Source organism: Pseudomonas sp. B21-028 (genome assembly GCF_024749045.1).
In the GTDB taxonomy this organism is placed as follows: domain Bacteria; phylum Pseudomonadota; class Gammaproteobacteria; order Pseudomonadales; family Pseudomonadaceae; genus Aquipseudomonas.
This window is the reverse complement of the sequence record NZ_CP087184.1, coordinates 3,367,061-3,381,335: the sequence shown is the minus strand read 5'-3', so window position 1 is coordinate 3,381,335 and position 14,275 is coordinate 3,367,061. Positions and strand designations below refer to the sequence as shown.

The 14,275-nt window shown below is 63.6% G+C and carries 10 protein-coding genes; 7 read left to right on the top strand and 3 right to left on the bottom strand.

The genetic code is table 11. From position 1 onward, the window contains the following. Window positions 1-155: 155 nt before the first annotated feature. On the bottom strand, window positions 156-1,076 hold the full coding sequence (locus LOY35_RS14700) for a DMT family transporter (RefSeq protein WP_258624067.1): 921 nt from the start codon (window positions 1,074-1,076) through the stop codon (window positions 156-158). Window positions 1,077-1,150: 74 nt separating this feature from the next. Here LOY35_RS14700 and LOY35_RS14695 point away from each other — a divergent pair, with 74 nt between their 5' ends. Next, window positions 1,151-2,005 carry a LysR family transcriptional regulator gene (locus LOY35_RS14695; RefSeq protein WP_258624064.1) on the top strand — a complete coding sequence of 285 codons (855 nt, stop codon included), beginning with the start codon at window positions 1,151-1,153 and terminating at the stop codon, window positions 2,003-2,005. A 10-nt stretch (window positions 2,006-2,015) separates the two neighbouring features. On the opposite strand, the gene LOY35_RS14690 is transcribed toward LOY35_RS14695, so the two are convergent. Further along, on the bottom strand, window positions 2,016-4,067 hold the full coding sequence (locus tag LOY35_RS14690; RefSeq protein ID WP_258624051.1) for a methyl-accepting chemotaxis protein: 2,052 nt from the start codon (window positions 4,065-4,067) through the stop codon (window positions 2,016-2,018). Between the two features lie 361 nt (window positions 4,068-4,428). Between LOY35_RS14690 and LOY35_RS14685 the strand changes: the two genes are divergently transcribed. The 4 genes from LOY35_RS14685 to LOY35_RS14670 all read left to right on the top strand — a co-directional run bounded on the left by LOY35_RS14685 (window position 4,429) and on the right by LOY35_RS14670 (window position 10,160). Beyond that, a complete protein-coding gene (locus LOY35_RS14685) occupies window positions 4,429-5,877 on the top strand; it encodes an APC family permease (protein ID WP_258624048.1) in 1,449 nt (482 codons plus the stop codon). An 89-nt stretch (window positions 5,878-5,966) separates the two neighbouring features. After that, on the top strand, window positions 5,967-7,388 hold the full coding sequence (locus tag LOY35_RS14680) for an aldehyde dehydrogenase family protein (protein WP_258624045.1): 1,422 nt from the start codon (window positions 5,967-5,969) through the stop codon (window positions 7,386-7,388). Window positions 7,389-7,399: 11 nt separating this feature from the next. After that, window positions 7,400-8,749 carry an aminotransferase class III-fold pyridoxal phosphate-dependent enzyme gene (locus LOY35_RS14675; RefSeq protein ID WP_258624042.1) on the top strand — a complete coding sequence of 450 codons (1,350 nt, stop codon included), beginning with the start codon at window positions 7,400-7,402 and terminating at the stop codon, window positions 8,747-8,749. 85 nt (window positions 8,750-8,834) lie between these two features. Further along, on the top strand, window positions 8,835-10,160 hold the full coding sequence (locus LOY35_RS14670) for an alginate export family protein (RefSeq protein WP_258624038.1): 1,326 nt from the start codon (window positions 8,835-8,837) through the stop codon (window positions 10,158-10,160). Between the two features lie 40 nt (window positions 10,161-10,200). Here the strand turns inward: LOY35_RS14670 and LOY35_RS14665 are convergent, their stop codons facing one another. Then, window positions 10,201-10,959 carry an IclR family transcriptional regulator gene (locus LOY35_RS14665; protein WP_258624036.1) on the bottom strand — a complete coding sequence of 253 codons (759 nt, stop codon included), beginning with the start codon at window positions 10,957-10,959 and terminating at the stop codon, window positions 10,201-10,203. 272 nt (window positions 10,960-11,231) lie between these two features. Between LOY35_RS14665 and LOY35_RS14660 the strand changes: the two genes are divergently transcribed. Together LOY35_RS14660 and LOY35_RS14655 are read left to right on the top strand one after the other, a co-directional pair. After that, on the top strand, window positions 11,232-12,773 hold the full coding sequence (locus LOY35_RS14660) for an acetolactate synthase large subunit (protein WP_258624033.1): 1,542 nt from the start codon (window positions 11,232-11,234) through the stop codon (window positions 12,771-12,773). Between the two features lie 10 nt (window positions 12,774-12,783). After that, window positions 12,784-14,274 (top strand): aldehyde dehydrogenase family protein, encoded by a 1,491-nt coding sequence (locus tag LOY35_RS14655; RefSeq protein ID WP_258624023.1) that lies wholly within the window; start codon window positions 12,784-12,786, stop codon window positions 14,272-14,274. The last annotated feature ends 1 nt before the right edge of the window (window position 14,275 follow it).

Genomic DNA, 14,275 nt, shown 5'->3' with positions numbered 1-14,275 from the left:
CCCCAATGCCAGTCAGTTGAGGCGCAAACGGCGCAAAACCTGTGGGAGCAAAGCTTGCTCGCGATAGCGACAGACCCGTCAACATTGTTGCTGACTGACTTACCGCAATCGCGAGCAAGCTTTACTCCCACAGGTTGTGGCTTAACTGACTGGCATTAGGCTTGCCGGGCCTCGACGCGAACGACCATCCAGATACCCGCTCCAGACACCAGCATCCCCAATGCCATCGGCCATGACAGCGGTTCGTTGAACATGGCCCAGGCCCAAAGCATCGTGACTGGCGGACTGAGGTAAAGGATGCTGGCGACGCGGGTGGCGGTTGCGCGGCGCAGACAGAGCCAGTAAAGCCCGTAGCCGCCCATCGTGGACAAGGCCACCGTCCAGAGCACGCTAAGGACGAAGCCGGTGCTGGGTATTGGAGCCAGGCTACCCGATAGGCCTTCAAGAAGAGCGAATACCACCCCCGAAACGCAGCATTGCAGCCAAAGATTGGGCATCAGGCCCAGGGATTCGGACGCCGGCAGATACTTTTGCCACAGGGTCGCGACAGCCAGAGAAAGCATGCCCAACAAGGGCAGGGCGTAGGCCCACCCTGGCGCGTGTCCCCAGGTGAGCGCGCCATGAGTGGCCAGCGCCGCGCCGGACAGGCCGATGATCAGGCCTGCCCAGACCTGCCAGGCCAGTCGCTGTCCGAGCACGCAGGCAGCCAGCAGCGCCAGACCCATCGGCAGCAGGTCGGCGAACAGCGCGGCGAGGCCAGCCGGCACGCCCAGGGCAATACCTTGGGTGATACCGGCGAGATAGCCCCCCATGGCCAGCAGCCCGATGCCGGCGTTCTTCAGCAGCACTGCCGCCGGTGCCCGTCGTAACTGCTGAGCAACGAAGGGAAACAGTACCAGGGTGATCACGACGCAGCGCCAGAACACCACCAGCAACGCAGGAGCGTAATCGATGGAAAAGCGCGCCCCGACAAAACCGGAACTCCACGTCACGATCAACGCGGCTTCCAGTAAGGGCAGCGGAATCATCCAGTACCAGGCTGAACGGGGTGAGGCAGGGCATGGGATTGCTTTCATGACGCCACGCTACAAAAACGGCGTAATCTGATAAATCAAAATGTATTGCAGCAGTCCTTCATAAAAGGTGAATCATGGCGGCCGTACTCGATATCGAGCTGATTCGTACATTCCACGCCGTCGCGCGTATCGGCAAATTCAGCGCCGCGGCCGAACACCTGCATAAGAGCCCGGCGGCGGTGAGTGTGCACATACAGCGGCTGGAAGCGGTCGCCGGGGGGCGCCTGCTCAACCGCGACAATCAATCGGTTTCGTTGACGGCGCTGGGCAAGCGCCTGCTCACGTCGACCACGGAACTGCTGAGCGCCCATGACCGGGTGCTGGCCGATCTGCAGGGCAACCGTCTGGCGGGGCGCATCAGCCTGGGGGTGCCGGACGAGTACGCCAACCATGTCATCCGCGACATTCTGCCGACGTTCGTCGCGGCTTGGCCGAACGTGGTGCTGGAGCTCAAGACCGCCCCCAGTTATGCGCTACGGGACTTGGTGGAGCGTGGAAAACTCCAGGCGGCAGTCGTCACCTTGCCAAAGGGACCGCCCGACGCGCAGGGGCAAATTCTGGTACCGACCGCGCCCGTCTGGGTCGGGCCGATCAACAGGATGCTGGCTTCATCGCAACCGCTCCCCCTGGCCGTGCACGCGGCGCAATGCCCTTATCGACAAGCCATGCTCGAATCGCTCCGGCACAGCGGCCACAAGGTGCGCATCGTGTTGGAAAGTCCGTCCAACCAGGCCGTCAAGGCGTGCGTCGAGGCCGGGTTGGCGATCAGCCTGATCGATCGCGCCCGTGTGACGGAGAAGATGCAGATACTCGCGGGCCTGCCGGTCATTCCCGAGCACGAGGTGGTGTTCATGCGCTCGCGCAGCGGCGAAGCCGATGAAGCGGTGGCCCTGCTGGGCCAGGCCATGGGGCAGCTGTTTCGGCTCTAGCGATTACCGCTCAGGTGCGGAAGTGCCCCACCCGTTGCTGCTGATGGTTCGCCATCTCATAGAGCTGGAGGCTGGCTTGCGACGCGTCCTGCATCCGGCTGGTCAATGTTTCGCTGATCGTGCGGATATCGCTGACGCGATGGCTGATGTCTTCGACCACGGAGCTTTGTTCCAGGGCCGCGCTGGCGATCTGCTGGTTCATTTGTTCGATCACTTCCACGGCATCGCTGATATGTTGCAGCGCCACCTGGGTCTGTTCGACCTGAACCACGCTGCCCCTGGCCAGTTCACGGCTGAGCTGAGTGTTGTGCACCACCTCCTGGCTAAGCTGTTGCAACGCTTCGATCACCCTGCGGATGTGTTCGACGGAGTTCTGGGTATTGCTGGCCAAATGTCGGACTTCGTCCGCCACCACTGCAAAGCCGCGTCCCTGTTCGCCGGCCCTGGCCGCTTCAATCGCCGCATTGAGAGCCAGCAGGTTGGTCTGCTGGGCGATGGCGCAGATCACGTCCAGCACCTGATTGATCTGCTGGCTGTTGTCGGCCAGGGTCTGTACTTGGCCGAGGGTGGTTTCGAGGCTTTGGTCAAGGGTGCCGATGCTGCTCACGGCATTGGCAAACAATGCCTGGCCTGACCGGCTGGCACTTTCGGCGCGAGTGGCGGCATCCGCTGCCTGATGGGAGTGACGGGCGACTTCCTGGGCGCTGGCGCTCATCTCATGCAGGGCGGTCGCCGCCAGTTCGACATCCCGGTACTGCTTGGACATGCCCGTGCTCACTTCCTGGGCCACTTGCGAGGACGTGTCGGCGGTGTTGCGGGTGTCTTGGGAGGCTTGCTGGATATCGCGAATGATGGGTTGCAGCTTGGCGAGGAAGCGGTTGAACCCATTGGCCAGTTGGCCCAGCTCGTCGCTGCGGTCGTCGGGCAGGCGCCGGGTGAGGTCGCCGTCGCCTTCGACGATGGCGTTGAGCATCTCGGCGACGCTCAGCAGCGGGCGGGTCACGCCGTAGGCGGTCAGCCAGATGAGTGACAAGCCCAGCCCGCCGGCCAGCAGGCCCAGGCCGAGATTGACCCAGTTGGCGTATTGCTGCCTTTCATCCAACTGGGCTTGCATCTGCAACGCTGGCGCCTGCACCAGCGCCTCGGGAACGCGTATCTGCAACTGCCAGGGGGCGCCGTTCGCGACGGTCTGCACGCTCTGGTGCACGTCGACGGAGGTGTCCGACACGCTGCCGCTGTGGCCGGCAAGCTGGCCCGATGGGGACAGGATGCTGATTTCGCTATGGCCTGGATACAAGTCATCGGCCAAGGTGGCGGCGAGTTTCTGCAGGGTGTCGAGGCTGATGTCCATGCCCACGACGCCGATGGCCTGTCCCTTGTCCATCAGCGGCACCGAAATACTGCTCATGAGGGTTTTCCGGCCCTCGACTTCGACCTCGTAGGGTTCCGTCACGCAGGTGCGCCGCTCGGTCTGTGGGCAGAAGTACCAGGCGTTCCCCGGTTCGCTGCCCGGCGGGGCATTGTTGGCAACGATCTGGGCTTCGCTGAGCACTTCCTGGACCAGTTGCCCCGGCTGGCTTTGCGACCAATACAAGGCAAAGCGACCTCTTTCGTTTCCGGCCAGGTTTCGCTGGCCGGAGAAACCGGCATCGTCCCCGGCCAGTGCGTCGGGCAACAACACGACGTACAGCCCGAGGATTTTTTCACGCTTGAGCAGGGCCTGGCGGGTGGCGCCGATCAACGCCTGGCGCAATTGTGTGGCGGTCAATCGTCCATCCAGGGTCTGGGCCCGCAGTTGAAGAACCTCTTGGCTGAATCCTTCCCCATACAACGCTGTTTCGTTGAAAAAACGCTCAACCCGCTGGCCGTGGGCGAGGGCCTGGGCCTGCAGGCGTTCCAGGGCTGACTGGCCCAGCAGCAGACTGCTCTGGTGCTTCAACAACTTTGCACTTTGCTGGTTCTGGTAAAGGGAAGCGCCGGTCAATGCGCCGACGACGGCCAGGAGAGACAGCCCACTCAAGAGTGTGATCCGCCACTGAATACTGAGACGCGCGAAGAACATGCCGGGACTTCCTGCTGGAGGCTTCAGACCGCACGCAGCCAAGGCCTGGGTTGGCGTTGGAAAGGCGCGTCCCACCTGATTGTTATTGTGGGGTGCCCGGACTTGGTTCAAGGGCGGGCGAGGTCATCTTGCCGGACGCAATGTCCGCGCCGTTAGCCCGAATCGGCAGCCACTGCCGGGTGCCGGACATCGCGGGCGCCCCACTTTGGGGCGTGGCTCCCGATGCTGCCGATTTGGGATAGCGAACGGTTTTGGCGAGGGCATAGGATCGAATCCGGCAACACACAACAAGCCTGTGCGCAGCGGTGAGTCTGGCGTGCCCCGATCTGCAACAGCGGCCTCATACAATAAGGTTAAAAAAATGAGCGTATCTTTTCCGGTCAGCAACTCGACAGAGTTGAAGCGAGGCGCCCTGGGCGTCGGCTTCATCATTTTCTTCGTGATATCGGCGGCAAGCCCACTGAGCGTCATCGCCGGAGGCTTCCCCATCGGCATCATGCTGGGAAACGGTGCCGGTACGCCGGCCCTGTTGATCCTGGCCCTGCTGGTATTGCTGGCGTTCTCGGCGGGATACACCGCCATGTCCCGACATATGACCAACGCGGGCGGCTTCTACGCCTTTACTTCCCGTGGCCTGGGCGGCCTGGCGGGCGGCGCGGCGGGGGTGTTGGCAATGTTCGCCTACAACATCCTTCAGGTCGGTCTGTACGGCATGTTCGGCGGCGTCGTCAGCGGCACGATGGCCAGCGTCTTCAACCTCGACTTGCCGTGGTGGTGCTATTCGCTGCTGGCCATGGCGAGCGTGGCGATTCTCGGCTATCGCAAGATTGACCTCTCTGCGCGGGTGCTCTCGGTGGTGGTCATCGCCGAGTACCTGGCCATCCTGATCCTGGATTTCGCCATCCTCAGGACCGGCGGTGACAGCGGCATCAATCTCGATTCGTTCGACCGCAGCCATGTGTTCAGCGGCACGCCGTCCATTGGCCTGCTGTTCTGTTTCGCCGCTTTCATCGGCTTCGAAGCCACCACCATTTATGGTGAAGAAGCCCGCGATCCGCACCGCACCATTCCGATTGCCACCTACAGCTCGGTGCTGTTGATCGGCGGGTTCTATGCCTTGTCGGTGTGGGCCATGGTAGTGGGCGTGGGGGCGGACAAGATCGTCCCGACGTTGCAGGCATTGCAGGACCCGACCACGTTCATCTATGGCATGTCCGATCATTTTGTCGGTCCGCACCTGACCCAGGTCATCCGCATCCTGTTCATGGTCAGCATCTACGCCGGGCTGTTGGCGTTCCACAACGCCGCGGCCCGCTATTTCTACGCCATCGGCCGTGACGGGCTGCTGCATCGCCAATTGGGCACGACTCACCGCGTCCACCAGAGCCCGCACATGGGCTCGGCGCTGCAAAGCCTGATTGCCGCCGTGGTGGTGCTGATTTTCGCCGCGCTGGATGCCGACCCGATCCTTCAGTTGTTCGCTTGGTTCTCCAACCTGGCGACGTTGTGCGTGATCCTGCTGATGGCGCTGACCTCGGCGGCGGTGGTGGTCTACTTCCGGCGCCACCCGGAACTGAAGCTCGGCGTCTGGCGCGGGCGGATCCTGCCGGTGTTTTCCTGCCTGGCTTTACTGATGGTCCTGGCGCTCGCCGTGATTCATTTCGATGTGCTGACCGGGGCCAGCACGCTGCTGTCCTACACCCTCTGCGCCATCATCCCGGTCGCGCTGATCGTCGGTGTGTGCCTGGCGGCCCGGCTGCGCAGGATTTCCCCCGAGCGGTTCATGGCGCTGGGTAGCCACAAGCTTTAGTGGCCTCACGCGGCACTGTTCAATTCTCACGAAAAATACCGGTCCGCGTGGTACGGGACGGCCCGTCCGCGCGTGAAAGGGAGGTACTGATGCACGATTATCAAATGCTCATCAACGGGGTTGCGGTCAGCGGTGAAAAGGGTGACTTCGATGTCATCAACCCGGCCACCGGCAGCGCCTTCGCCCGATGCCCCGCCGGCTCCCTGGCCCAGTTGGACCTGGCGGTCGACGCGGCGCAGGCGGCTTTCAGCGAGTGGCGCCACAGCACCCACGAAGACCGACGGGAACGCTTGCTGGGCATCGCCGCGGACATCGAAGCGCAAGCCGAGGCGTTGGCCCGGTTGATTGTTCAGGAGCAGGGCAAGCCGCTGGCTCTGGCGTTTTTCGAAGTCATGGGGGCGGTTGCCTGGACGCGATACACCGCCGAACAGCAGATCCCGGTGGAACAGGTGGAAGAAACCCCGACCCAGCGTATCGAGCTGCACCGCAAGCCGTTGGGGGTGGTGGCGTCGATCACGCCTTGGAACTGGCCGTTCATGATCGCCATCTGGCACATCATGCCGGCGCTGCGGGCCGGCAATTGCGTGATCAGCAAACCGTCCAGCCTCACGCCCTTGAGCACCCTGAGCCTGGTGCACATCATCGCCCGCCATGTGCCCAAGGGGGTGATCAACGTCGTGACCGGAGAGCAGGGTTTCGGCAGCGCGATCACCTCCCATGCCGGCATCCACAAGATCGTCTTCACCGGCTCGACCGCCACCGGCCAGAGCGTGATGCGTGGCGCCGCGAGCAACCTCAAGCGCCTGACGCTGGAGTTGGGGGGCAATGACGCCGCCATCGTGTTGCCCGGCACCTCGGTGGAAGCCGTGGCCGAGGACATTTTCCAGGCGGCCTTCCTGAACATGGGCCAGACCTGTGCCGCCCTCAAGCGCCTGTACATCCACGAATCCCAGTACGAGGCCTTGGCCGACGCGCTGGTGCGGATCGCTGCGCGTCAGGTGGTGGGTGACGGCCTGGAGCCCGGGGTCACCTTCGGACCGGTACAGAACCTCGAACAACTGGAGCTGGTCGAGGCGCTGGTGGCCGATGCCCGTGCCCATGGCGGCCGGGTGTTGTGCGGCGGTGCGCGGCTGGACCGGCCGGGTTTTTTCTATCCGCCGACCCTGGTGGCCGATGTCACGGACGGGCACCGCCTGGTCGACGAAGAACAGTTCGGTCCGGTGCTGCCGCTGATTGCCTATCAGGACGTCGAGGACGTGCTGCGCCGCGCCAATGCCAGCGACATGGGCTTGGGGGGCTCGGTGTGGGGCAGCGATCTCGCCCAGGCCCAAGCCTTGGGCAGTCGCCTGGAAAGCGGTGTGGCCTGGGTCAACTGCCACGCGCAGATCCAGCCGAATACGCCTTTTGGTGGCAGCAAGATGTCCGGATTCGGCGTCGAGTTCGGCCTTGAAGGGTTGCTGGAGTTCACCGGCCAGCAACTGCTGTTTGTACGCACCCGTGAAACTGAGTGAGGACTTGAATCATGTACGAGAAATACAAGACAGCGCAGAAGAAGTTCTGGCACCCGATGAGTTCCGCGGCACCGGCCCAGCGTTCGAAAACCCTGATCATCGCCAAGGGTGACGGCAACTACATCACCGACATCGACGGCCAGCGCATGCTCGACGGCGTCGGCGGTTTGTGGAACGTCAACGTGGGCCACAATCGGGCGTCGGTGAAAGCGGCCATTGCCGCGCAGCTGGACGAACTGGCGTATTACCAGACGTTCGACGGTATCGCCCATCCACGGGTGTTCGACCTGGCCGAGCGGCTGATCTCGATGTTTGCCCAGGAAAACATGGCCCGCGTGCTGTTCAGCGCTGGCGGTTCGGACGCGGTGGAGACCGCATTGAAAATGGCCCGCCAGTACTGGATCGCCAGCGGCGAGCCGGGGCGTACCCGCTTCCTGTCATTGCGCAACGGCTACCACGGCGTGCACATGGGCGGTACCTCGGTGGGCGGTAACGGTGTCTATCACTACAACCACGGGCAATTGCTCGCGGGCTGCCATTTGCTCGATACGCCATGGCTGTATCGCAACCCCTGGGATTGCCGCGATCCGGAAGAACTGACCGCCCACTGCATCCGTCAGTTGGAAGACCAGATCGCACTGTTGGGGGCGCAAACCATCGCTGCGCTGATCGCCGAACCGGTGCAGGGGGCGGGTGGCGTCATCGTACCGCCGGCGAACTACTGGAAGAGATTGCGCGAGGTCTGCGACCGCCACGGCATCCTGTTGATCGCCGATGAAGTGGTGACGGGGTTCGGCCGCACGGGCTGCATGTTGGGCAGTCGTGGCTGGGACGTCGCGCCGGACGTCCTGTGCCTGGCCAAGGGCATCACCGCCGGTTACATCCCGATGGGCGCCACGGTGTTCAACCAGCGGATCGCCGATGCCATCGAGAACGGGCCGGGGTTCAGCAGTGTGATCATGCACGGCTACACCTACAGCGGGCACCCGACCGCGTGTGCCGCAGCCCTGGCGGTGCTGGATATTGTCGAGGCCGAGGATCTGCCGGGCAACGCCGGGAAAATCGGTACCCGGTTGCTGGAGCACTTGCAGCCGCTGGCCGAACGCTACGCGGTGGTCGGCGAAGTGCGTGGCAAGGGCCTGATGATCGCCCTGGACCTGGTGACGGACAAGGCCACTCGCGAGCCCCTCGATCCGGCGACCGGCCTCGCCACGCGGATTGCCGATGAAGCCCGCCGTGGCGGCGTGCTGGTGCGCCCGATCGGCAACAAGATCGTCCTGTCACCGCCCCTGACCCTCACGTCCGAAGAGGCCGGGGTGATCGTCCAGGCCCTCGATAACGCCCTGGCCACCTGCCGCTGACCGCGTAAGCCGGCGCAGCCTGCTGCGCCGGCTTCACGAATAATCAAGACAGCCTTTGAAAGGCGCACCACAAGGAGCTTCAGCCATGCGGTATCCATCGCGTATCGAGTTTTTCAGCAGCGGCCTCGCCTGCACGTTGGCGTTCTGCACCGTGGGCCCGGCCCAGGCCTATGAGTTGTACGCCGACGCAGACAGTCACCTCAACGCCGACGTGCTGGCGGTGTTCGGCCATTTCAACAGCCGCAAGAACTACGACGGCACGTCGGGCGGGTCTACCTGGCGGGAAGGTTTCATCAAGTATGGCGTGAGTGGCGACCAGGCCTTGGCCGGCCGTGGCACCGCCTACGGCGCATTCAGCCTGGTCAGTTCCGCGACCTGGGGCGACGGTGACGCGGCGGGGAACAGCCTGGGAACCGAACGGACCACGAAAATCGAAGACGCTTACCTGGGCTGGCGTTCCGCCGATCTGTTCCCGCTGTTGGGCCAGGACGGCGTCGACATCTCCGGCGGACGCCAGGTGGTCAAGCTGGGCAGGGGCTTCCTGATCAACGACGACGGGCCGAACCTGGGCAAGGGACCCGCCGATGGCCGCCTGAACCGTGGTGGCGCCTATTACCTGGCGGCCCGGCACGCTTTCGACCAAACCGCCGTGGTGCGCCTGGGCGGGCAGGACGGTGTGCATGGCAGTGTGGCGTGGCTCAAGTCCGACAACCGCGCCCAGGCCGAAACCGAACTGGCCGCCGGTACCCTGGACTACACCGCCAAGGCCGGAACCTTGGGGCTGACCTGGGTCCATGGCATTGACGTGAGTGACCGCTGGGCCAGTGATTTCCAGAAGCAACGCAAAGGCATGAATGTCTACAGCATCCGTGGCGAGGGTGACGCAGGGATCGAGAACGCCAGCCTGGCGTTTGAATACGCCTGGCAAGACAAGGACGCCGGTCCCGAGAAAGCCTGGTACGCCGAGGCCGGATACACCTTTGCCGACGTGACCTGGTCACCGAAACTGACGTACCGCTACTCGCGCTACTCGCAAAAATGGGACTCGCTGTTTACCGGTCAGAGCACCGGCTACGGGACCTGGTTCCAGGGCGAGGTGGCCGGCAACTACGCCGGGCCATTCAACAGCAACACCGCCATCCATCACATCGGCCTGAAGGCCACGCCATTGGAAAACCTGACCCTCGGCGCGTTGTTCTTCGATTTCAACACGGTGCGCAAAAGCAATGCGTTGAACCTCGATGCCCGGGAGCTGGACTTCTATGCCGAGTGGGCCGTCAACCCGCACCTGATCATCACCCCGCTCGTAGGTCTCTACAAACCGGACCGGGACTCGACCACAGGCGGCAATCAAGCCACAGGCAATGGCACCAACCTGTACAGCCAGGTGAGCGTGGCCGTTCCGTTCTGAGCATGGGCTGCGGCCATGGAGTGCGCCGCAGCGTCAGGCTCTAGTCCTGGAGGGGGGCGGGTGGGTTGTGCATTTTTTCAGCAATGCGCCGGGTGGTCTCCATCACCATCTCAACCACCGTTTCCTGGCGCAGCAGCTTGAAGCTCTGGGTGCTGCCGACCGCGGAAAGGCTGCCCACCACCTCGTCGATCCCCGGATTGAAGATCGGCGCCGCGATACCGGTCAGTCCCTCGTTGAGTTCGTCGTGGGTCAGGCAGTAACCGTCCTTGCGGATCTTTTTTGCCGCCTTGGAAAAGCTCGCCCAGTCGTAGGGGTTGTCCGGGTCGTTGGCCATGTGCTCGTCGTACAGGCGTTGCAGGCGCCGGCTCTTCTGGAAGGCGATCAGGACCTTGGACTGCGCACCGCGGAAAAACGGCAGCGGTTGCCCGCGGCCGAATGCAAATTGGTAAGTGTCGGTGGGCTCGGCGATGTAGGTGTTGATGATGTGTCCGTCGTAGAAAACGCTGGCGAACACCGCCAGGCCGGTTTCTTCCGACAGCTCGTGCATCAGCTCGCGACCGGCCACGAGGATCGGGTCGTACTGCCGCATCATCCAGTCCAGCTCGATGATCCGTGGCCCGAGGCCGTAGCTGCCGGCATCCACCCGGCTCAGCAGACCGGCGTCGCACAGGTCCTTGACGTAGCGGTACACGGTCGCCCGCGAGAGGCCCATGTGCTCGGCGATGGTGTCGGGATCGATCTTCAACCGTTGCGGGCCGAACAGGTCCAGGACACTCAACATTTTACTCAGACTGCTCATTTGGCTCCTAAGGGGAAAGGGCGCGTGGCTGGCCGTTCGGTGAGCACTATAGGTAGACGCGCCTGGGATGGAAAGCCTGCTCACCGGCTGACGGATGCGCTGCCACGTTACTCCAGGGCTTGAGAAATGCAAGCGGATTTATCAGTTTGCAGGGCTTATAAGCCGTCACAAATCTCAATATACGAGCTTTATGAAAATAAAATGCTTGTTATGTTGGTTTTGATGTGTGATAAATCTCAGCCATTGCAAACGCTCGAACAAGAGGGCTGGAAATGAATGGCGCGCAATTGATAGTGAAGGCGGCGGTGGCGAGCGGTATCGAGTACTGCTTCGCCAACCCCGGAACGACCGAAATTCCCCTGGTGGCCGCCATGGCCAGCGCGCCGGCCCTCAAGCCGGTCCTGTCCCTGTTCGAAGGTGTGTGCACCGGCGCCGCGGACGGTTACGGCCGGATTGCCGGCAAGCCGGCGATGACCCTGACGCACCTGGGGCCTGGCTTTGCCAACGGCATTGCCAACCTGCACAACGCCCGTCGCGCCAACACTCCGATCGTCAATGTCATCGGCGATCACGCTTCATGGCACGTCAACTACGATCCACCGCTGGCGAGCGATATCCAGGCATTGGCCGGGAGCGTCTCCGGCTGGGTGCGTACATCGCGCACGGCCTCTGGCATCGGCGAGGATCTGCAGGAGGCCGTGCGGTCCGCCTGGCAAGCCAAGGGCCAGATCGCCAGCCTGATCCTGCCGATGGATCTGCAAGCCAACGAAGTGGCACGGGAAACTGCCTTCACCACCTTGCACGCGCCGGTTCGGCGGTTTGCCGGTGACCGGATCGAAGCCATCGCCCAGGCACTGCGCAATGGCCAGCGCCTGGTGTTCATCGTCGGCGACCAGGGCTTGTCGGTCGCCGGTCTTGAAGCGGCGGGGCGCCTGGCACAGCTGCCCGGTGTGCACTTGTTCGCCGAAACCTTCCCGCGTTTGAGCTATCGCGGCGGTGGCCTGCCGGACCTGGACCGCTTGCCCTATTTCCCCGAAGTGGCCATTGGCGTCCTGGACCAGTACGACGCGGTGGTGTGTGCCGGCATTCCAGAGCCGATCAGTTACTTCGGCTACGAAGGTATTCCTTCTCGCCTGGCAGAACGCGATCGCCTGCTCTACCTGGCAGACGTCGGGGATGACGTGGCCGGTGCGCTTACCGCGTTGGCCGACGCTCTGGAAGCACCGGCTTTCGTGCCGACGCCGATGGGTGTCGAGTTGCCGCCCGCCAACGCCGAATTGACCCCACAGTCGATAGGCCAGGTGTTGGCCGCTTCGCTGCCGGACGACTGCATTGTCTCGGTAGAGGGTGGCACCTGCGGCTACCCGTTTTTCACCGCGTCGGCCCGTGCCGCGCGACATCGGGTGTTGACCAATACGGGCGGCGCCATCGGCCAGGGCATTCCGGTGGGGTTCGGCGCGGCGCTGGCCGAGCGGGGCAACCGGGTGTTCTGCCTGCAATCGGACGGCAGTGCCCAGTACACCATTCAAACCTTGTGGAGCATCGCCCGGGAACAATTGCCGGTGGTGATCCTGATCGCCGCCAACCATCGCTACGCGATCCTGCAGAACGAATTGCGCCGGTTTGGCGTGACCGACCTCGGCCCCGAAGCGCTGAGCCTGACCGTGCTCGACCGTCCTCGTATCGATTGGAAGGCCCTGGCCAAGGGCTACGGCCTGGCGGCGAGCACAGTGCACACCAATGCCGAATTGCAACGCGCCTTGGCCAACGCTGCCGCCGATGGCGGTCCTTGCCTGATTGAAATGGCGCTGTGAAGGAGGGGATATGAGCCAGATCCAATTGTTGCCTGCCGTCGAGAAGTTCCTGTCGCAACCCGGCCGCCTGTTCATTGGCGGCACCTGGCAGGACGCCGCCAGCGGTCGCCGGTTTGCCGTGGAGAACCCGGCGAGCGAAAGCAGCGTGGCTGAAGTCGCGGAAGGGGGCGAGCGGGATGTCGACGCAGCCGTCGCGGCGGCCCGCGCAGCCTTCACCGGGCCGTGGGCGCAGCATTCGCCGGCCCAGCGCGGCCTGTTGCTGTTCCGCCTGGCGGAATTGCTGGATCAGCACCGCGAGGAGCTGGCCCAGTTGATCACGCTGGAGAACGGCAAGCCGATTGCCAATGCCCGCGGTGAAGCGGCCAGCGCCGCCAACATCATTCGCTATTTTGCCGGTTGGCCGACCAAGATCGAGGGCAGTACGCATCCGGTGTCGCCCGCCAGCGGCGCACCGATGCTCAATTACACCGTGCGTGAGCCCGTGGGCGTCTGCGCACTGATTGTGCCGTGGAACTTCCCGTTGACCATGTGCGTGTGGAAGCTCGGCCCGGTGCTGGCGACCGGTTGCGTCGCGGTGCTGAAACCGGCTGAACAGACGCCCCTGGTTGCGATTCGCCTGGTGCAGTTGATCGAAGCCGCAGGCTTCCCGGCCGGAGTGGTCAACCTGATCACCGGGCTTGGCGCCCATACCGGCGCGCCGTTGGCCGGGCACCCGGACGTGGACAAGATCGCCTTTACCGGTTCGACCCAGGTCGGCCGGCTGATCGCTCAAGCAGCCACCGGAAACATGAAAAAAGTCTCCCTGGAACTGGGGGGCAAGTCGCCGAATATTATCTTGCCGGACGCCGATATCGTGCGTGCCGCCAAGGGCGCCGCCGATGGGATTTTCTACAACCAGGGACAGGTCTGCACCGCCGGTTCGCGTCTGTATGTGCACGCCAGCGTCCTCGACCAGGTCCTGGAAGAACTCCAGCGCCACGCCGCCGCCCATGTATTGGGCCCTGGGCTGGATCCGGCCAGCAGCATGGGGCCGCTGGTGTCGGCCCGCCAATTGGGCTCGGTCCGTGGTTATCTGCAACGGGGCCAGGAAGAAGGCGCTGAGCTGATCTGCGGCGGCGACCGTCCGGCCCACTTGGAGCGCGGCCACTTCATCCAGCCCAGCGTGTTCCTTGACCGCGCCGAGCGGGCCTGCGTCGCCCGTGAGGAAATCTTCGGCCCAGTGCTGACCGTCATGAGCTGGACCGAGATCGATGAGCTGGTCCTGCGGGCCAACGACTCACCCTACGGCCTGGCGGCCGGTCTCTGGACCCGGGACTTGCGCTCCGCCCACCGCGTCGCCGCGCAACTGAAGGCCGGTTCGGTGTGGATCAACTGCTGGAACGTCGTCGACCCGGCCTCGCCATTCGGTGGCTACAAACAGTCCGGATGGGGACGGGAAATGAGTAAGAACGTGATCGATGCCTACACCGAAACCAAAAGTGTCTTCGTCGATCTCGCCTGAG